This window comes from Hyphomonas sp., from assembly GCF_017792385.1.
Taxonomy (GTDB): Bacteria; Pseudomonadota; Alphaproteobacteria; order Caulobacterales; family Hyphomonadaceae; genus Hyphomonas.
In genome coordinates, this window is the sequence record NZ_CP051230.1 from 3792168 (window position 1) to 3811648 (window position 19481).

Consider the following 19481-nt stretch of genomic DNA (forward strand, 5'->3'; position numbering starts at 1 on the left):
CCTCTCGCCGCTCCTTGGAATGGTTCGTCGTCGCCCCTGGCTGGTGGTGAGCCTGTCGGTCCTGATGGTCGTGCTGGCCTGCCTGGCCGCAGCGCGCCTCTGGATCGGGTCCAGCGGCGGACGCGCCTTCATCGAATCGCAGATCGACGGACGCAAGGCGGGAAGCTTCGGACGGATCGACATAGAAGGCTTGTCAGGCGACCCACTTGATCGGTTCGGCGCCGCGCGGATCACCCTGACAGATGCCGAAGGGGTCTGGCTGTCCATCGAGGATGTTGATCTGGCCTGGTCACCCGCCCGGCTGATGTCGCGAACGGTAAAGCTCGACCTTGTCAGCGCCGGAAAGGTGGACATCCGCCGGCGCCCCGTCACGGAAACACGCGACAAGCAGACTGATGGCTCTTCCGGCGACTGGGCCGTGTCGCTCGACCAGTTGAAGATTGACGAATTGCTGTTGCAGGAGGGAGTCGCCGGGCCGCGCGCCGTGTTCACGATAGACGGCCGGTTCCGCCTGCCCAAGGAAAAGACGTTCGACCTGTCGGTTACCGCCCTGCCTCTTGAGGGCGTAGGCGACCGGATCGACGCAACGCTGAAGCGCGCGGTTTCCGGCGCCTACCGTCTCGATACGGAGATTAAGGCCCCAGCCGGCGGCACGCTGGCTTCTCTGGCCGGGCTTCCCGAAGGAGAAAGCGCGCAAATCATTGCCCGCGCCAGTGGCACATTGCGGGAGGGCGACGGCTTTGCCGAAGTCAGCCTGTCCGGTGAGACCGTGGGCGAAATTACCGGCAAGATCAGCGACAGCGATTTGCGGGCCAGTGCGAATGTCAACGGGAGTCGATTGCCGCTGCCAGACAATCTGACGAAACTGATTGGCCCTCAAGCCAGCATGACGCTCGACGCAACAATCGGAAAGCGGAACATTCCCTTTGACGTGTCTGCCGCAGGACAGGCCGGAACCGTCGCCGCCGGCGGCACTTATCGACGCCGTACATCAGACTTTGACGGCCCCGTTTCCCTTGATGTCGCCTTCGACGGCCTCAAGGAGTTGTCAGACGTCGATGCCCGCATTTCCTTCCAGGGGACAGTGGACGGTCCGATAGGGAGTCCCGTGCTGGCTGGCACTGCCAGCCTGGCCGCCGCCGCGGACTCCGGACTTCCCTTTGAGCGGCTTGAAGGACCCGTAACCGTCCAGACTGACGGTTCGGATGTAGACCTGACGGCCTCGCTCGCCGCCGCCGGTCTTCTGAAATCCAACTCGACGGCGCGGCGCATTCTGGGATCCACACCACGCGCGGACATCGCGGCCAGATACAATCGCGACAGCGGCCTGCTCACACTGTCCCCGTCAACCGCGCGCCTTGCCCGCGGGGCCATCGCTGCAAACGGAACGGTCGACACACGCGCGCGCACCCTGAATCTGGTCGCACGGCTGGACGGGGTCTCCGGGTTTGTCGCGTCGGCGCCATCTGTTTCCGCATCCGGAAGTGTTCGCCTGGCGGGGAACTTCTCCGCACCGGGCGCAGTAACCGACCTGACGATCCGGAATCTTGAAACCCTGAACACGACCCTGGCCGAATTGCTTGGCAGCGCCCCCCGTCTGAAAGCGACCGCGGAGAAATCAGGCGACGCTTTTCGCATCCTTTCCGCCACACTTGAGGGAGAGGTTGTGTCCGCAACCGCGTCCGGACAGTACACACCGAGCGGCCCGGTCGCGATCCGCGGCCGGTTCACTCAGGCGCGCGAAGTCACATTGTCCGGCACGGAAATCGATCTGTCTGGTGGCAGCTTCGATGTGTCCGGCTCGAACGGCATGCACGAGATCCGCCTGACCTCGGATGACGGCAACTTCCAGCGCAGCGGAATAGATATCGATGCCCTGACGACGGATGTATCCCTGTCACGCCGAGAGGATGGGTGGGCCGGGCCAATTGCCGTGGCAGGACTGATGGACACCCAGCCGGTTCAGATAACCGCCGGCGCTTCCTGGCAATCGGGGATCTTTGCCCTTCGCGATATCCGGTCCGACTACGAGTCCGCCCAATTGTCCGGCGAACTTTCCTATGGCGGAGACACCGGCCTCGACCTGGATATTGACCTGGCGGGCGACCGCTTCGCTTTCGGGGATCGCCGTATCGGAGCGTTTGACATACGTCTGGCCGTTGACCGCGCTCCGGACACGGATGTGTCCATCATCGCCTCCGGGCAGGTGGCAGACATATGGCTGTCGCCGTCCCTGCGGTTTGATTCCGTGGACGGTCAGGTTCGCAATGCGCCGGAAGGCTACAATTTTACCGTACAGTTGAAACGGTCCCATGACACGCGCCCCACCGACCTAAGCCTGATGGGCGAGGCCAGCTTCTCGGCTGAGTATACGGGCGGCCAAATCGAACTCGACGGGACGCTGCTCGGGGAACAGGTCCGGTCCATCCAGCCGGTCAACTGGCAACTGGGCGACACGCCCGCCATCGAGGCCCATCTCGCGCTGTTCGGGGGAACCATCCGCGCAGACATATCGGAAGACGACCGCAATCCCCGGCTGGGGCTCAGCGTGGATGAGGTCGATCTCGCGCCATTGTTTGCGTCGGCCGGACTGGCGACCCGGCAGGTCATGGTCAACGGCCAAGGCGAATTCGATCTGTTTGGCGCGAACCCGACCGGCCAGTTCGACCTTGTGGTGGCGGGCCCTCTGCCGGGGCTGGAACGGACCCTGGCCGTGGATGTCACCGGGCGGCTGCGCGATGGCGCGCTGCGGGTCACGGGCGACGGCGACTATGGCGCCCTGCATCTTGACGGCACCGCCGTCCTGCCGGTGAGGGCCCAACCGGATCGCATGGCCCGGCTCGATCTGGACCAGCCGGTTTCGGGCACTGCCCGCCTCGCCGGAGACCTGTCGGACCTGCGATCACTGGCGCTGGCCTACGGGCACGATCTTGGCGGAACAATCGACGCGTCGGCCAGCCTGTCCGGTTCCTTGCGGCAACCGCGTCTGGACGCCAGTGCGGACGTGACGGACGGTATTTACGAATTCGGCGCCACGAGTCTCCGCCTTGTCGATCTCGACCTTGCGACCCGATACGCAGATCAGGTCCTCACCGTGAACGGGACGGGGAAAGGCGCGGAAGGCGGCACAGCGCGTGTTTCCGGCAAGGTGTCAGGCGAATCGACAGACTTGAGAACGGACTTCACCGACCTCCTGGTCTATGATCGCGACGGTGACAGCCTGGTGGCCGGCGGCGAGGTGACGATCACCGGAACGCCGACCGGACGTGACGTGTCCGGAACGGTGACCGTGCAATCGGCACGCTTCAACCTGGACAATCTGCCTTCCTCACGGGCCCAGGCCATTGATGTGCACTGGAAGGAAAATGGCGATGAACCCTCCGCTCAAAGTGCCTTGAGACAGTCCCTGACGCTCGACATCAAGATCACGGCCGACCGGCGCGTATATGTCGACGGGCGCGGCCTGGAGAGCGAATGGGGAGCAGACCTGAAACTGTCCGGCACGGCCGCCAGCCCCCGCCTGAATGGAACAGCCACGATGCGGCGCGGTACGCTGGACCTGGCCGGACGCCCGTTCGTGTTTGATTCGGGAACCATCACCTTTGACGGCCCGATTCAGCGGGCCCGGCTGGATATCGAAGCCGACCGCACGGTGAATGGCTTCGAAGCCAAGGTGAACCTGACTGGCTCGCCCACCAATCCGAGCATCGAATTGAGCAGTTCGCCCGATCTGCCGGAAGACGAGATTCTTTCGCGACTCCTGTTCGGGCGATCCTCGGTTGACCTGTCGGCGCTGGAGGCCGCCCAACTCGCCAATTCCATTGCGCGACTCAGTGGCAATGGCTCGGGATTCGATCCGACTTCGCAGATTCAGGCGGCTTTGGGGGTCGACCGGCTGTCTTTTGGCACATCCGAAGAAGGAACGGCACAAGTAGGTGTCGGACAATACATCGCAGAGGATGTATATCTCGAGTTGAACTCCGCAGGAGCTGCAGGAAGCTCCGTTGAAGTTGAGTGGGAACCAAGACCTCAAGTCTCTGTTACTTCAGAAACTACTACAGATGGCGAGGCAAAGCTCTCCGTAGAGTGGAAGAAGGATTATTAAATTTCGCTCAGGCGCATCCACCAAAAGTGGGATGCCGGTTAAGTTGATCTAAATCAGCCAATTACACAAGACGCTGCTTTTTTTGGGTTTTTTGGCCGAAAAAATTAGTCCAATATCGGAACGGATATCAGGATGTAATACAGATTCCGCGCTGCATTCCGTTTTCTTGGGTATTGGTGATCTTGCCATAACACCCTTTGCGCGAAAATTGTTTACCTCTGATGGAGATACGGAGCGACAGAGACATGAAGCAATCTACTTCCAGAGCCCCGACCGCGGTCGATCAAATGGTTGGCGAGAAGATCCGAAAACTTCGTCTTGACCGTAATCTCACGCTTGCCGAACTGGGATCGGAGCTGGGCATCAGCCACCAGCAACTTCAGAAGTACGAGACCGGCACCAACCGCCTGAGCGCCGGCATGCTGGCCAATGTCGCGGAGGTATTGCGCGTCTCCATTGCGAGCCTGTTTGAGGACGAAAATGCAAACGATGGCAAGAAGGTAGACCCTTCTGCCAAGGTGCGCGCCGAATGCCATTCCTGGATTGACCGGACGCCGTCGAAGGAACGCCTCAGCATGATGGCGCGTGTCCTTCGGGCAATGTCGGCAGACTAGGCTCCCGGTCCTTCAGAATGCCGTGAGCCGGGCGGCGCTGCCGCCCGTTTGCCGCCGCAGTTTTGCGACCTGTTTGGGATGAATGAAGTCATCCGTAATGACCGCCGCGTTTGCTCGGTATACGCCATCCAGAACTGGATCGGCGCGACTTCCGACATGTCGAGCGCAACAAGGTCCGGAAAGACGTCCTGCTGATAGGTCGGCAACAAGGCGATTCCCCCGCCCTGCCGACAAAGCTCGATCATGGCGCTGGCCGAATTGGTGACGAAGGCAAAATCGATCATCTTCTTCAATTCTTCGGCCTTTGGCGCCCAACGCTCGACCTGCTGGACGTATGATTCGTGCAGGATGCAGCGGTGATGATGGTATTCGAACAGGCTGGACGGCTGACTGTCGCGTGAGTTGAGATACTCCTGCGAGGCAAAGCCGATATAATGCAGCGTTCCCAGCTTGTGGCTGATGATTTCCGGATCGCGCGGTTCGGAAAACTGGATGGATATGTCCGCCTCGTCGTTCAACAGGTCCGGTTCGTGCTCATCGATATGCATACGTATCTGTGCGCTGGGATGAGCTTCCTGGAACTCCTTCAGGCGCGGCGCAATCCAGTAAGGGCCGACACCATCGCCCGTGCCAATCCGGATCCGCCCTTCCAGGCCGCTGCTTTTCCCGATGGCCTGGCTGAGCACTTCATTGGCGGCGTCTTCCATCAACTGGGCATAGCGCAACACCACCTTGCCGGTTTCTGTCAGTTCCACCCCGCGCGTCGATCGCGTGAACAATTTGCTGTTCAGGAATTCCTCGAGTTCATCGATCTTGCGGCTCACCGTCGGAGGCGATTCCTTCAGTCTGGCCGCCGCAGACGTCATGCTGCCGATCTCGGCCACGGCCTTGAAGACACGCAGCTTGTCCCAATCGATGCGAAGGTTCGTCATGTTGCATCCAGCTTAGGGCAAGTAACTTCGAGGAATGAGCCCAGCATTCACGCAAAGAACTTGCTTCGCCACAGGCGAATACGGTGTTTACAAGAAAATACTACCTGACAGGCGGGGTTTTACAATGACACGACACCAGCTGATGCAGGATTTTGCAGCTGATGACTGTCTGATGGTGCCGGCTGAGGGACTCGAACCCCCGACCCTCTGATTACAAATCAGATGCTCTACCAGCTGAGCTAAGCCGGCCACCGCTGGAACCGCTGTCACTACTTCGATCGTGCAGCCGGCGCAAGTGAAAGCGCCAGTCCGTTATCACGCTTCCTGCAGCAGCGCGCAGAATCCTTCCTAAAACCGCCAGTTTGCCCCAATCGCCCTGCCAGCCGCACATTTCCGCCCCATTGAACGTCTATCCAGTTTGTCATGAGGCCACACGACAGATGTGGCGTGGATGGGTGTCAGCCGACACAACAAGCCTGAAGGAAGACTGCACATGAAACGCGCGCAACTCCTCGCCGGATTCAGCATCGCCGCCATCGCCCTGGCATTTCCCGCCATGTCGGATGCGCCCAAGGCGCCCCCCTCCGAGCCGGTGCATGTGCCGTACGAAAAGACATGCCAGGACAGGCAGATCACCGTCTATTTCTCGAAATACGAATCGATCCTCTCTTCCTATGCTGTCCGGTCGCTCAATACCGCCGGGGACGAGTTGGCCGGATGCGCCGTGACCGATATCCAGGCGCGGGTTGTCTCCGCCGATGCGGCCGATAATTCCGAAGCGGCCAATTTGTCCGAAGCGCGCGCTGCCGTGGTGCTCGAAGCGCTGAACGCCCGCGGCATCCGTGCCCGTGACATCCACACCGATTTTGTACCGGCCCATCTGGCGAATCCGTCGGAGGACCTCACCGTCCCCATGGCGCGCCGTGTGGACCTGACCGTCAAGGCGTCGACCAGCTACGGACTGTAGCCATCAAGCTTCCTCCCACAGGCTCCGGACACGTCACCGCATCCCGGAGCTGCCTCGCCCCGAATGGATTGCAGCCCGTTCGGGGCGTTCTTTTCCCCGGAAATGCCTGACATTTCACAGCCGGGCATTCTTTCCTTTCCTGCGCGCGCCGCTAAAACGTGCTGGGCTGTCGGGCACCCGGCCCGGCTCTGCCTGTAACGCTATTTGGGAAAGACCGCATCTCCATGACGCAAACCCGGCGCATCCTCGTCACCTCCGCCCTGCCCTACATCAACGGCATCAAGCATCTCGGCAATCTGGCCGGCTCGATGTTGCCAGCCGATGTGTATGCCCGGGTGATGCGGCTGATGGGCCATGACGTGACCTATATCTGCGCCACTGACGAGCACGGTACGCCGGCCGAACTGGCCGCCCAGGCGGCAGGAATGAGCGTACAGGCCTATTGCGACGAGCAATACGAAATCCAGCGCAAGGCGGGCGAAGGCTTTCACCTGTCCTATGACTGGTTCGGCCGCTCCTCACGCCCGGCAAACAGCGTGCTGACACAGCATTTTGCACAAGTTCTGGAACAGAACGGGCTGATCGAGGAGCGTACCTCCAAACAGGTCTATTCGATTGATGACGGCCGTTTCCTGCCGGACCGGTATGTCGAAGGGACGTGCCCGACCTGCGGGTTCGAAAAAGCGCGCGGCGATCAGTGTGACAATTGCGGACGCCTGCTCGACCCGGTCGACCTGATCGACCCGTATTCCTCGGTCTCCGGCAGCCGCAATATCGAAATCCGCGACACCAATCACCTCTACCTGCTTCAGGGCCGGATGCAGGACAGGATCCGCGACTGGGTCAACAGCAAGGGCGCCAAATGGCCCAGCCTCGCCGTCTCCATCGCCAACAAATGGCTGGATGAGGGCCTGATCGCCCGGGCCATCACGCGGGACCTCAGCTGGGGTGTCCCGGTCGTCGGAAAAGACGGCGCCCCCCGCGAAGGATTCGAAGACAAAGTCTTCTATGTCTGGTTCGATGCGCCGATTGAATATATCGCGGCAACCCAGGAATGGGCCGAAGCCACGGGCAATGACTGGGAAGCCCTGTGGCGCACCGACAAGGGCGCAGACGAGACCGAATATGTCCAGTTCATGGGCAAGGACAATGTCGCCTTCCATACGGTCAGTTTCCCGGTCACGCTGCTGGGCTCCGGCGAGCCGTGGAAGACGGTCGACAAGCTAAAGGCCTTTAACTGGGTCACATGGTATGGCGGAAAGTTCTCGACCTCGAACAAGCGCGGCGTGTTCATGGATCAGGCACTGGACCTGCTGCCGGCCGATTATTGGCGCTGGTACCTGATCGCCAATGCGCCTGAAGGCTCCGACGCTGCTTTCACCTGGGAAGGCTTCCAGGCTGCCATCAATTCCGACCTCGCAAACGTGCTCGGCAATTTCGTCAACCGGATCACCAAATACACCGTGTCCAAGTTCGACGGCAAGGTGCCGGAAGCCGGACAGGCCGGTGAGGCAGAAGCCTGGATGGTCGCCGAACTGAAAGACCGGCTGCCGCGCCTGATCGAGCATTATGAAGCGATGGAATTCCGCAAGGCCGCCGCCGAGACCCGCGCCATCTGGGCCGCAGGCAATGAATACCTGACCAAGGCCGAACCCTGGGTGAAGTACAAATCGGATGTCGATGCCGCCGCGGTCGGCGTGCGCACCGGCCTAAACCTCGCTGCGCTGTTTGGCATTCTCGCTCTGCCGATCATTCCCGAGGCCGGAAAGAAGATTCTGGACGCTCTCGGCATTCCGGAAGAGCATCGCACTTTCGGGTTCCGCGACATTGCCGGACTGCTCGACAGCCTACCCCACGGAATGGAGATTTCGCCGCCGGACGTCCTGTTCCAGAAAATCGAGGATACCCAGGTCGCGGAGTGGACCGAACGCTTCGGTGGTGGTGATCAGGCCTGACGCCGGAACACCACGCTGAAATTGTTGGCGGGCATCTCCAGAATGCCCGCCACTGACAGCCCCACTTCTTCTGCCATTGGAACAATCTGGCGATCCAGATCCCGGACGCCCCAGGCGGGATCACGCGCCTGAAGATTTTCACTGAACGCCGCGTTTGACGGCGCGATGTCACCATCGCGCGCAAAGGGTCCGTACAGGAACAGGCGGCCACCGGGCTTCAACAGGCGGCCCGCGCCTGCGATGAGGCCGAGCGCGGCTTCGAAAGGCGCAATGTGGATCATGTTGACCGACACGATCGCATCCCAGTGCCCCGGTCGCTCGGCTTCGCCCCAATCGCTTTTGCTGGCATCCAGGATCAGGGGGCCCGAAAGACGGTCATGCGCCGCGCTTTTCCGCCACGCAGCCTGACTGGTCCGGCTTTCCGGGTCGATGTCGGAATAGGTCCAGTGGAGGTCCGTCAGCGCTTCCGTCAGATAGGCGCCGTGCTCGCCGGTGCCGGATGCCACCTCCAGGACATGACCATCCGTACACACATGCTCCCGGAATACTTTCAGGATCGGGTCACGGTTGCGGGCGACGGACGGCGAGAAGCGGCGGCCATCCATTTCCGCGCCGCGCGCCTCGAGGGCGACCGGCTTGCCATTTTCAGATTTCGGGTAGGCCTGATCCGGATCGCCGTTCATTGCGTCTGCTCGAACGGATACATTTCCGTGGTCACCACTGACTGGCCCATCGTATTGTAGCGCGGGCCAACGGCCTTCTCCGGCAGGAAGTGCGCATCAAGCCTTGCGACGATGTCGCCTGAAAGTTCAATTTGCCCTGCCCGCCAGTTCTCCTCGAGATGCTGCAAGTTCGTCGTGCCCGGTATTGGAACCACGTGGTCGCCCTTTGCCAACGTCCAGGCGAGCGCGAGTTGAGCGACGCTGCACCCCACATCTCCGGCACATTCGCGCGCAACGTCCAGCAATGGCAAATTCCCTGCATAATTTTTCGGGGAGAAGCGTGGAAAGATCGAGCCGCGCAAATCCGATGCGTGGAACTTGGCCGGATCGACTGGAGGGTCTGCCAGAAAGCCCCGCCCAACCGGCGAAAAGGCCACCAGTGCCACGCCCAGTTCCTGGCATGCCTGCAGAATGGCGATTTCCGGATTGCGCACCCATAGGGAGTATTCGCTCTGCATGGCAGCGATGGGGTGGACGGCATGGGCCCGGCGCAGATCCGCCTCCCCCATTTCCGACAGACCGATCATGCGGATCTTTCCTTCCTGCACGAGATCGGCAAGCGCACCGACAGAATCCTCGATGGGCACGTTCGGGTCGGGCCGGTGCATGTAATAGAGATCGATCACATCGGTCTGGAGACGTTTGAGACTGGCTTCGCAGGCCGCCTTGATGGATTCCGGGCGGGCATCCAGCGTGCGCTGGCCGTCCTTGAAGCCAAGCACGCATTTGCTGGCGAGCAGGTATTCGCTGCGGCGGTCCCTAAGCGCTTCGCCGATCAGTTCTTCGCTGCGGCCAAAACCGTACAGTGTCGCCGTGTCCAGAAAATCATAGCCGAGATCGAGCGCACGCACGAGCAATGCCTTGGCCGCGCCCTCGTCCATGGGCGGACCATAGGCGTGCGTGATGTTCATGCAGCCCAGGCCGACCGGAAAGACATCCCGGCCGCCAACCTGCCGTACCGGCGCCATCAGGCCGGCTCCGGTTTCTGGAACAGCTCGCGCAGGACCGGCTTCAGGATCTTGCCGTTTGCATTGCGCGGCAGCGGCTCCTCCATGAAAATGATCTTCACCGGCACCTTGAACGCGGCCAGATGACCAGCGGCGTGAGCGCGCAACTCATCCTCGGTCACCGACGTACCCGGCTTCAGTTGCACCACCGCGCCAACTTCCTCGCCCAGCACCTTGTGCGGGATGCCGACGACGGCTGCGTCCATAACGGCGGAATGTTCGTACAGGGCGTTTTCAACCTCGATACAGTAGACATTCTCCCCACCGCGGATCAGCATGTCCTTTGCCCGGTCAACCAGATACAGGAAGCCCTCTTCGTCCAGACGCGCAAGATCTCCGGTCACGACCCAGCCATCCCGGAAGGTTTCCGCCGTGGCGTCCGGACGGTTCCAGTACAGCTTGCAGTTCATTGCACCCTTGCACCAGAGTTCGCCGACCTCGCCCTGGGGCAGCTCATTGCCATCCGAATCGCAGATTTTCAGTTCGACCGCCTTGGGCGGCGCCCCGGCGCTGCCGGGCCGGTTCACATAGTCTTCGCCGATATTCAGCGTGGCCGTGGCGCAGGTCTCCGTCATGCCCCAGCCATTGCCGGGCGCCGCATCCGGGAAGCGCTTCTTGATCGTGGAGACGAGTTCCGGTGCGGATGGCGCGCCCCCATAGGAAATGGCGGCAATCGAGGACAGGTCATACTTGTCCCGGTCCGGATGTTCGAGAAGCTGCCAGGCGATTGCCGGCACTCCTCCGACCGCCGTGACCTTTTCCTGCTCGATGATCGGCAGGGCCTTGCCGGCGTCCCATTTGTACATGGACACAATCTTGTCACCGCGCATCAGGGACGGGATCATGATCGCGAACGCGCCGGTCGCATGGAAGAATGGAATGGCCAGAAGCGTCGCACGCTGCTCGTTCGGATCGGGCTCCGGCACCGGCTCTCCCTTGCGCAGGAACATGCGGGCCTGACACGTCATCGAATTGAACATGTTGGACACCACCGCCCGATGGGTGGCGAGCGCCCCTTTCGGCTTTCCGGTCGTCCCGGACGTGTACATGATCGTGGCGTCGTCATCGGGCCCGACATTGATCGCCGGCCAGGACACGTCGGGCAGGCCTGCCCAGTCATTCGCTCCGCCAATATGGGTTTCCATCTGGGCCACACGCGGATCGCCATATTCGCCTTCAGGGTCGCGCGCGATGATCACATTTTTCAGGTCCGGCAGGTTTTCCCATGCCGCCCGGATGCGCTCATAGATCTGCGGGTCCACAACCGCCAGCTTCACGCCGGCAAAGGAGAGGCCGTATTCCAGCTCCTCGCCGGTCCACCAGGAATTCATCGGCGTTGCGATGGCGCCGATCATGGATGCAGCGAAAAACGCCACGGGCCATTGCGGATAGTTCCGCATGATGATCGCGACACGGTCGCCCTTCTGGATGCCATAGGTTTCCTGCATGACCCCGGCCAGTTTCACCACCGCCTTGGCCAGTGCGCTGAACGTGACGCGCTCATCCTCATAGACGATATAGTCACGGTCGGCGTACTGGACGCTCGCCAGTTGCAGGATCAGCGGCACGGAAGGCGGCGCGTTCTTGTAGAGCTTCATCTCGACGCCATCGACGACGCCATCAACCAGTTCAAGCGGAGAGCCTGGTCCGGCCAGGAGGTCGTTCGCCTGGGCGATGGACATGGCGGGCCAGTTCGGCAAGGTGTCTGCGGGCATGGGTTTCCTCTGAATGTGTGTTTCCTCCACACAATCACGCCGGACCCGACTGTTGAAGGAAAAACTGTCCGTTCAGCCGACAATTTTTCGCGAGGAAGAGCGAATTCCGCCGCCCGTCGCCACAGGCAAAATACGGACACCGCCGGTTTGACGGTGCCCGCAGCGTTTCCGGTCCAGGACCTGAAAAAGTCTCGGTTTATTTCCCGAAATCGCAGAATCGCAGCGCGTGCTCGGTTCCATCCGGCTCGACCGCATCATAGGCCCGTCCGGTCAGCTCGTCGCCATCACAGAGATAGCCGATCTGGTACATGGCGATCAGCGTCTGATTGTCGGGTGTCAGGTCACTGGCGATCATCAGGTCGATGGCGTCCTCATGCCGGCCCAGCTGCATAAGGATGTCGAATTTCTGCTGGCGGGTCGTCTCCGGCTGATTGAGCAGCGTCATCAGCGAATCCGCCTTTCCGCGCGCCGTTTCGAGCAGCGGCAGGGCGCGGTTGTAGGCAGGCGTGTCGTCGAGCGTGTTCACGACTTCCTCGAAATCGTCCACGGCGCCCATGACATCATAGCCTGAAGCGCCCATACGCAGCTCGCCGCGGCGAACCAGCGCCTCGGCAAGTTCCTCGCGCGACAGTTTGGGGTCGCCGGTCAGCTGGGTAAGGCGGTCAATCGCGGTCTGTGTGTTGCCAGCCTCCTGCAGGCCCTCCACGGTCATCATGGCCAGCGTGTACCCGGTCGGGGCGTCTGCGACGGACGGCGCTGTCGCATCCGGGCCAGCCGGCGCAGGCGTCGAGGAACAGGCCGCAAGGGCCAGGGCGGAAGCAGCAGCAAGAAGGCTGATACGAATCATGGGGCGTCTCCAGCAGGAAGTGAAAGGGGTCGACCACCAGTCCTAATCTGCCAACCTGCGCGCGGACAGGGCGGTATTGTGGATTTTATGTGATCTTTATCCGGTCAGTGCCGCGCACCAGTCGAGGCCCTTCAGATCGTCGCGATCGTCGCCATAGGTGTGCAGACGGGCATCGGGATCATCCGCATCGCAGACATAGCCGGCGGCGACCAGTTTTTCGACCTGTTCCGGGGTCGGCGCGAGACCGGAGTCGCGAAACCGGGCCACGGCCGCCTCATGCTCGCCCAGCACCCACATGCCGTCAAACCAGTCCGGCAGGTTCAAAAACCGGTTCATGGACGTTTCAATCCGTTCCACATCGGTACGCGCATAGTCCAGTTCGGTGCGGGCATTGGCGGCCAGCGCATGGTCGGGAGCCAGGGCCAGCATCGCCTCGAAATCCTCAACGGCGCCGCGCCGATTGTCGGCCGACTGGCGACGCAGGCTGCCCCGATGGTACAAAGCCTGGACCTTCTGCTCCGTCGTCAGCGTGTCACGATTGAGGAGACCGCTTAGCTGGCGCTCGGCAGTATAGGGGTTTTGTTCCGACAGGGCCTGCGCGATCACAGTTTCCGGCGGCAGACCGGGATCGACCGGATCCGGCGCGGTGGCGCAGGCGGCCAGAAACAGCGCGGCGGCAAGTAGTGTACTGGTTTGAAGACGTCTCATGGGGCGGCACATAAGACCGGTTCGCGCGCAGCCGCAAATTGCTTTTCAGCAAGATAGTCAGGCGCTGGCCACGCGCTCCAGTTCGGCAAGGTCACCGCGCCCCAGCGCTTCGATTGCCTGCGCCGCAATATGGCGGGCGTTCAACCCCGCTGTCTCGTACATCTGATACGGGCTGTCCTGGTCCTGGAACGTGTCCGGCAGGGTCATCGGGCGGATTTTCAGCCCGCCATCCAATGCGCCGGCGCGGGCCAGGTGTTCCAGCACGAAACTTCCAAAACCACCCATGGCACCTTCTTCGACCGTGATCAGGACTTCATGCTCACGCGCAAGGCGTTCAACAAGATCCGCGTCCAGCGGCTTGGCAAAACGCGCATCGGCCACCGAGGCGGACAGGCCCTGCGCGGCGAGCATTTCCGCGGCCTTCACGGCTTCGCCGAGGCGTGTGCCGTAGGACAGGATTGCGACACTCGTTCCCTCACGGACGATGCGGCCCTTGCCGATTTCGAGAGGTTGCGGATTGTCCGGCACGGTCACGCCGGTGCCTTCTCCGCGGGGATAACGGAACGCAGACGGACCATCATCGATCCCGGCTGCCGTCACCACCATACGCGCCAGTTCGGCCTCGTCCGCGGCGGCCATGCAGACCATGCCCGGAAGCGCGCCGAGATAGCCGATATCGAAACTTCCGGCATGGGTGGCCCCATCGGCGCCTACCAGGCCGGCCCGGTCGATGGCAAAACGAACCGGCAGCTTCTGGATCGCCACATCATGGACGACCTGGTCATAGCCGCGCTGAAGGAAGGTCGAATAAATCGCCGCAAATGGCTTCATGCCGTCCGCCGCAAGTCCGGCCGCAAACGTCACCGCATGCTGTTCGGCAATGCCGACGTCAAAATGGCGGTCCGGGAATTGTTTTGCAAAAATATCCGTCGAGGTGCCGGACGGCATGGCGGCCGTAATGGCGCAAATCCGGTCGTCGGTTTCTGCCAGCTGGGCCAGCGTCCGGCCGAACACTTTCTGATAATTCGGCGCCTTCGGCTGGGGCTTGGATTGCTCACCCGTGATCACCGAGAATTTCGACACGCCATGATACTTGTCGGCGGAATTCTCTGCCGGGGCGTATCCCTTGCCCTTTTGGGTCACCGCATGGATCAGGATCGGCCCATCGCGCATGGCCTTCACGTTTTCCAGCACCGGCAGCAGCGTATCGAGATCATGCCCGTCAATCGGGCCGACATAATAGAAACCGAGTTCCTCGAACAGCGTGCCGCCCATCGCAAAGCCGCGCAGATATTCTTCCGCCCGGCGCGCCGGGCTTTCCAACCCCATTGGCGAGACCACCTTCTTGGCAATCCGGCGCAGCCCCCGATACGGCCGCGACGAGACGAGCTTCGACAGATAGTTGCTCATCGCACCGACCGGCGGCGCGATGGACATGTCATTGTCGTTGAGGATCACGATCAGGCGCGACTTGTTGGCCCCGGCATTGTTCATGGCCTCATAGGCCATGCCGGCAGACATCGACCCGTCGCCGATCACGCAGACGACGTGATTCTTGCCCCCCTGCAAGTCCCGCGCCTTGGCAAAGCCATGGCCGGCCGAGATCGAGGTGGAGGCATGCGCCGCGCCGAAGGGGTCGTATTCGCTTTCCGACCGTTTCGTGAACCCGGACAGGCCGCCCGCCTGGCGCAGCGTGCGCATCTGGTCGCGGCGTCCGGTCAGGATCTTGTGGGGATAGCATTGGTGGCCGACGTCAAAGATCAGCTTGTCATCCGGCGTGTCGAACACGGCATGGATGGCCAGGGTCAGTTCCACTACGCCAAGACCGGATCCGAGATGCCCGCCGGTGACCGACACGACATCAATGACTTCGTCCCGCACCTCGTCGGCAATCTGCTTCAGCTCCGCCCGCGACCGGCCTTTCAGGTCATCCGGCGATTGGATGGAATCCAGCAGTCTGTTGGGGCGGGCGTCGGTCATTCCAGTCTTTGCTCGGTTCGAATTCTTGTTCTGACCAGGTCTTAATGCGTTCTATCGAGCACAAAATCGACCGATTGCAGCAGTATATGGGCCTTTTCATGAAAGATTGCGAGGTGTTCCTTCGCCTGTGAGGCCAAAATACGCACCCTTTGGCGGGCGCCCTCAATCCCCAGAATGGTCACGAAATTGGCCTTTCCTGCAGCTTCATCAGTGCGAAGCGGCTTGCCGGCCCGGTCTTCATCGCCGGTCGCATCCAGAAGGTCGTCGGCAATCTGGTAGGCCAGCCCGAGATCGTTCGAAAAGCCGGCCAGCGCATTGCGCTCGGCTTCACGGGCCCGCCCGACAATGGCAGCGGCCTCGGTCGCATAGGAAATCAGCGCGCCTGTCTTCAGGCGCTGCATCCGGGTAATCGTGTTCAGATCACGGGGGCTGTCGGTCTCCAGCATGTCAATCATCTGGCCGCCCACCATGCCCCGTGCGCCGGACGCGTCGGCCAGGCGCTCGATCAGCATCGCGCGAATACCGGCATCCTCATGCGTTTCCGAGGATGCAAGAATCTTGAATGCCAGCGTCAGCAACGCATCACCCGCCAGGACCGCCGTGGCCTCGTCAAAGGCCTTGTGCACGGTCGGTTGGCCGCGCCGGAAATCATCATCATCCATGCAGGGCAGGTCATCATGCACCAGCGAATAGCAATGCACGCATTCAAGCGCCGCAGCCGCCCTCAGCAAGGTCTTTTCCGGGGCCTCGAACATGGCCCCGGTCTCGAGAAGAAAGAAAGGCCGCATCCGCTTGCCATTGGCCAGGGCGGCATGGCGCATGGCGCGCATCAGATTGGCCTCGGGCCCGCTGGCCGGCGGGATCAACTGGTCGAGGGCCACGGTGACCCGGTCGGCGACCTCTTTCAGGCGCTGCTCGAATTCCTGGGCATCGCCCATGTCGACGCCCCTCTAGTCGAAACTGGCGGTTTCAGTGGTCGGCCCCTTGGCCCCCTGCACGATCTGTTCGACTTTCAGTTCGGCGGATTTCAGGCGCGATTCACAATGCGCCTTCAGGGCCGCACCGCGCTCATAGATCGCGATCGATTTTTCCAGTTCGACCTCACCGGCTTCCAGCTGACGCACAATGACTTCCAGCTCCGCCAGGGCTTCCTCGAAGCTGAGTTTGTCGACTGGTTTCTCTTTCGCGTCAGCCATTCTGCCGCCTCATCCTTCCTGAAATTTCCGTGACACTAATTCGCCCACCTGTGGTCCACAACCATTTTAGGGGCAGAATTATTTGAACTCGTAGACCCGGAAGCTCCAATAGGCATCGCCGCCATCAAAGGTGCATTTCCAGCCCAGCTTCTTCATCTCCGGCCGGATCATGCGATTGAACCAGCCATGTGCGGCCAGATAGACCTTTCCCTCGCTGGAGGCCTCATCCAGCTTGGCGGCGGCAGATGCCGCGCGCAGGCGCGCTTCCTTTACGCTTTCCCCGTCAAGCGCATGGCCGTTCAGCCACACGGCCCGGGCCAGCACATTCCATGTCTTCGGCAGATAGCGCACCCCCGGCAGCAAAGGCGGCGGCAGCGGCGCCTCGTTGAACACCGGATCATACAGCGCCTGAAGGTGCGGGGCTGCCTTGGCGGCGGTCTGCTGGGCGCGCAGGCGGGCGGAAGCGAACACGATGTCCGCATCGGCCACGACCTGTTTCAGCGCATCCGGCGCGTCCTGGTCATCCGCCAGCGGGCAGACTTGCGGGCCCCCAGTGACCACTCGTTCCAAAATGCCCTAACGGGGTTGGTGCGGCCGGGCAAGGCGCGTTTCACCTCAACCGGCGCGGCGTCTCCATCGGGCCAAGCGGACTACAGCCCTTTCCACACCCGCTTGCGGCAGGGCTCATCGTCCTGCAGCTTGCATTTGTGGAAGCTGACCAGAACGGTTTCCGCCCGCCCGATCAGATGGTCCATCGGAACAAAGCCGATGGAGGCCTCAACCGCTGGAACGCGCGGCTGGCAGCCGGCGCGGTCGATCACGCCGTCAATGGCAGGGCAGTGCCCGCTCGGAAACCGGCTGTCGAGGGAATTGTCGCGATTGTCGCCCATCATGAAGACATGGCCTTCGGGCACGATGAACAGGTCGGTATTGTCGCCCCGGCCGCCCTTTTCCTGACGATAGGTCGACCAGCTCTTGTCGCCGATGGTTTCGCGCCATTCATGCGACGCCTCAATGGCGACACCGCGGTGCGGCACGAAGCGTACGGTGCGCTCATATTCGGTTTCCACCGGCTCGCCATTCAGGAACAATTGTTCGCCGATCAGCTGGACCTGATCCCCGGGCAGGCCGATCAGGCGCTTGATCATGACCCGGCCGGTATGCGGGTGCTCGAAGACCACCACATCACCGCGCTTGGGCTGGCTGGCAAAGATGCGGCCCGGCGGCAGAGGGATGAACCGGCCCATCGAGAAGGGCAGCGAGTAGCGGTCATAGCCATAGGCGAACTTCGCCACTGCCACACGGTCGGTCACCTGCAGGGTCGGCACCATGCTCTCGGACGGAATCACACGTTGCTCGTAGGCGAGACCGGAGAACAGCAGGAACACCGGCACGAAGACGGCCAGCGTGGCGCCCCATTCCCGCAATTCCTGTTTCAGCTTGGCTCCCAGGCTCGGCTTTTCAGACACGCCGTTTTCTGCCGCAGAATTGCTGTCTGATGCCATGGGACCCTCATTCATCGCCGTTTGGACGTGCGCCCTGTCTTAGACGAAAGGATAGGCGATTGCGAACACCAAAACACGCCCGGCGCTGCAAAAGCTGGCCGGGTGAGACCGTCATGGTCAGTTCAGGCTGTACAGGTCCACGCCGGTCTCGCTGCGGTTCACCGAAACATCGCCGCGATAGATCAGGTAATTCAGATGCGCCAGCGCTTCGCCGGTCGCCATGGACACCTCGTCATCGGCAATCGACCGTCCGAACAGGGTGGTGAAGGTGTCGACCGCTTTCATCGGCCCCCGGCCAAGCCGTTGCAGCAGCCGGTCCAGCGCCACATGGTGCCCGTCAATCAGGTGCTGCAGGCGTTTGTGGGCGCCGGTGAAGGGCTCATTATGGGCCGGCAGGACGAGCACGTCCTCCGGCAGGCGCGCCTTCAGCTTTTCACAACTCTCCAGCCAGTCGAGCAGCGGGTTGGCCGCGGGCTCGGTCGGGTGCACCGACACATTGGAGGAGATTCTCGGAAGCAACTGGTCCCCCGAGATCACGATGTTCAGGGACGGGCAGAACAGGCTGGCATGTTCCGGCGAATGGCCGCTGCCGGTGACGACTTCCCAGACCTGTCCGGCCATCTCGAACGTATCGCCATCGACGAGGCGCCGGAACGAATCCGGCAACGGCATCACACCGCGTCCAAATCCGCCAAAACGCTCCTTGTACTGGTCGATCTGGGCCTTGTTCCAGCCAGCCTTCAGATAGAAGTCCAGGCCGGCCTTGGGCGCGCTGCGGCCCGTATCCGACACCAGCATGCGGCAGGTCGTGTATTCCAGCCGGGTCATCCACAATTCGGCACCCCATTTGTGGCACAGCCAACCGGCGGTTCCGACATGGTCAGGATGCATGTGGGTCACGATCACGCGCTTGAGCGGTTTCGCCTCGCTGATGCGGTCCGTCAGCAGGCTCCGCCAGGCATCGCGCGTTTCATCATATGGAATGCCGGTATCCACGATCGTCCAGCCGTCGCCATCGTCGATCAGCCAGACATTGATGGATTTGAGCGAGAAATGCAGCGGCATGGCCACCCAGTGCAGGCCGGGGGCGACCTCCTTCATTTCTCCGATTGCCGGCACCGTCTGGCCAAGCGGATATTCGAGGCGCGGCCGTTTCGGCTTGCTGAGTTCTGTACCGTCCATATCAGGAGGATACGCAGCTTTTCTCCACCGTCGAGCCGTACCGCAA

The 19481-nt window shown here is 61.7% G+C and carries 16 protein-coding genes and 1 tRNA gene; 4 read left to right on the forward strand and 13 right to left on the reverse strand.

The annotated features are described in order from the left end of the window. The first annotated feature begins 19 nt into the window (after positions 1–19). Both HF955_RS18250 and HF955_RS18255 read left to right on the forward strand, forming a co-directional pair. The gene (locus HF955_RS18250) at positions 20–4105 is read left to right on the forward strand and encodes a translocation/assembly module TamB domain-containing protein (protein ID WP_291076998.1); all 4086 of its coding nucleotides are present in this window, start codon (positions 20–22) and stop codon (positions 4103–4105) included. Positions 4106–4350: 245 nt separating this feature from the next. Beyond that, positions 4351–4719, forward strand: coding sequence for a helix-turn-helix transcriptional regulator (locus HF955_RS18255; RefSeq protein WP_291076999.1), 369 nt, complete (start codon positions 4351–4353; stop codon positions 4717–4719). On the opposite strand, the gene HF955_RS18260 is transcribed toward HF955_RS18255, so the two are convergent. Together HF955_RS18260 and HF955_RS18265 are read right to left on the reverse strand one after the other, a co-directional pair. After that, entirely contained in the window at positions 4716–5651 is a 936-nt protein-coding gene (locus HF955_RS18260) for a LysR family transcriptional regulator (protein ID WP_291077000.1), read from the reverse strand. The two genes, HF955_RS18255 and HF955_RS18260, sit on opposite strands and share 4 nt — an antisense overlap. 173 nt (positions 5652–5824) lie before the next feature. Then, positions 5825–5900: transfer RNA gene (locus tag HF955_RS18265), tRNA-Thr, on the reverse strand. 244 nt (positions 5901–6144) lie between these two features. Here HF955_RS18265 and HF955_RS18270 point away from each other — a divergent pair. Together HF955_RS18270 and metG are read left to right on the forward strand one after the other, a co-directional pair. Continuing rightward, positions 6145–6618, forward strand: a complete 474-nt coding sequence (locus HF955_RS18270) for a hypothetical protein (RefSeq protein WP_291077001.1) — start codon at positions 6145–6147, stop codon at positions 6616–6618. A gap of 224 nt (positions 6619–6842) precedes the next feature. Further along, positions 6843–8573: a methionine--tRNA ligase gene (metG, locus tag HF955_RS18275; protein ID WP_291077002.1), complete on the forward strand. Its 1731-nt coding sequence runs from the start codon at positions 6843–6845 to the stop codon at positions 8571–8573. On the opposite strand, the gene HF955_RS18280 is transcribed toward metG, so the two are convergent. The 11 genes from HF955_RS18280 to HF955_RS18330 all read right to left on the reverse strand — a co-directional run bounded on the left by HF955_RS18280 (position 8564) and on the right by HF955_RS18330 (position 19435). After that, a complete protein-coding gene (locus HF955_RS18280; RefSeq protein ID WP_367279808.1) occupies positions 8564–9178 on the reverse strand; it encodes a DUF938 domain-containing protein in 615 nt (204 codons plus the stop codon). The genes metG and HF955_RS18280 overlap by 10 nt on opposite strands. A 74-nt stretch (positions 9179–9252) precedes the next feature. Further along, positions 9253–10263 carry an aldo/keto reductase gene (locus HF955_RS18285; protein ID WP_291077004.1) on the reverse strand — a complete coding sequence of 337 codons (1011 nt, stop codon included), beginning with the start codon at positions 10261–10263 and terminating at the stop codon, positions 9253–9255. Then, complete coding sequence (locus HF955_RS18290; protein WP_291077005.1) at positions 10263–12017, reverse strand: class I adenylate-forming enzyme family protein; 1755 nt, start codon at positions 12015–12017, stop codon at positions 10263–10265. Before HF955_RS18290 ends, HF955_RS18285 begins: the two co-directional genes overlap by 1 nt. A gap of 196 nt (positions 12018–12213) precedes the next feature. Next, complete coding sequence (locus HF955_RS18295; protein WP_291077006.1) at positions 12214–12864, reverse strand: hypothetical protein; 651 nt, start codon at positions 12862–12864, stop codon at positions 12214–12216. A gap of 96 nt (positions 12865–12960) precedes the next feature. Further along, positions 12961–13572, reverse strand: coding sequence for a hypothetical protein (locus HF955_RS18300; RefSeq protein ID WP_291077007.1), 612 nt, complete (start codon positions 13570–13572; stop codon positions 12961–12963). Between the two features lie 57 nt (positions 13573–13629). Continuing rightward, entirely contained in the window at positions 13630–15552 is a 1923-nt protein-coding gene (gene dxs / locus HF955_RS18305) for a 1-deoxy-D-xylulose-5-phosphate synthase (RefSeq protein ID WP_291077008.1), read from the reverse strand. Positions 15553–15593: 41 nt separating this feature from the next. Next, positions 15594–16490 carry a polyprenyl synthetase family protein gene (locus HF955_RS18310; RefSeq protein WP_291077009.1) on the reverse strand — a complete coding sequence of 299 codons (897 nt, stop codon included), beginning with the start codon at positions 16488–16490 and terminating at the stop codon, positions 15594–15596. A gap of 12 nt (positions 16491–16502) precedes the next feature. Beyond that, positions 16503–16748: an exodeoxyribonuclease VII small subunit gene (locus tag HF955_RS18315; RefSeq protein WP_291077010.1), complete on the reverse strand. Its 246-nt coding sequence runs from the start codon at positions 16746–16748 to the stop codon at positions 16503–16505. Between the two features lie 78 nt (positions 16749–16826). Next, positions 16827–17309 (reverse strand): histidine phosphatase family protein, encoded by a 483-nt coding sequence (locus HF955_RS18320; protein WP_291077011.1) that lies wholly within the window; start codon positions 17307–17309, stop codon positions 16827–16829. A gap of 89 nt (positions 17310–17398) precedes the next feature. Continuing rightward, positions 17399–18253, reverse strand: a complete 855-nt coding sequence (lepB, locus tag HF955_RS18325) for a signal peptidase I (protein ID WP_291077012.1) — start codon at positions 18251–18253, stop codon at positions 17399–17401. 117 nt (positions 18254–18370) lie between these two features. Beyond that, positions 18371–19435 carry an MBL fold metallo-hydrolase gene (locus HF955_RS18330; protein ID WP_027836544.1) on the reverse strand — a complete coding sequence of 355 codons (1065 nt, stop codon included), beginning with the start codon at positions 19433–19435 and terminating at the stop codon, positions 18371–18373. Between the last annotated feature and the right edge of the window lie 46 nt (positions 19436–19481).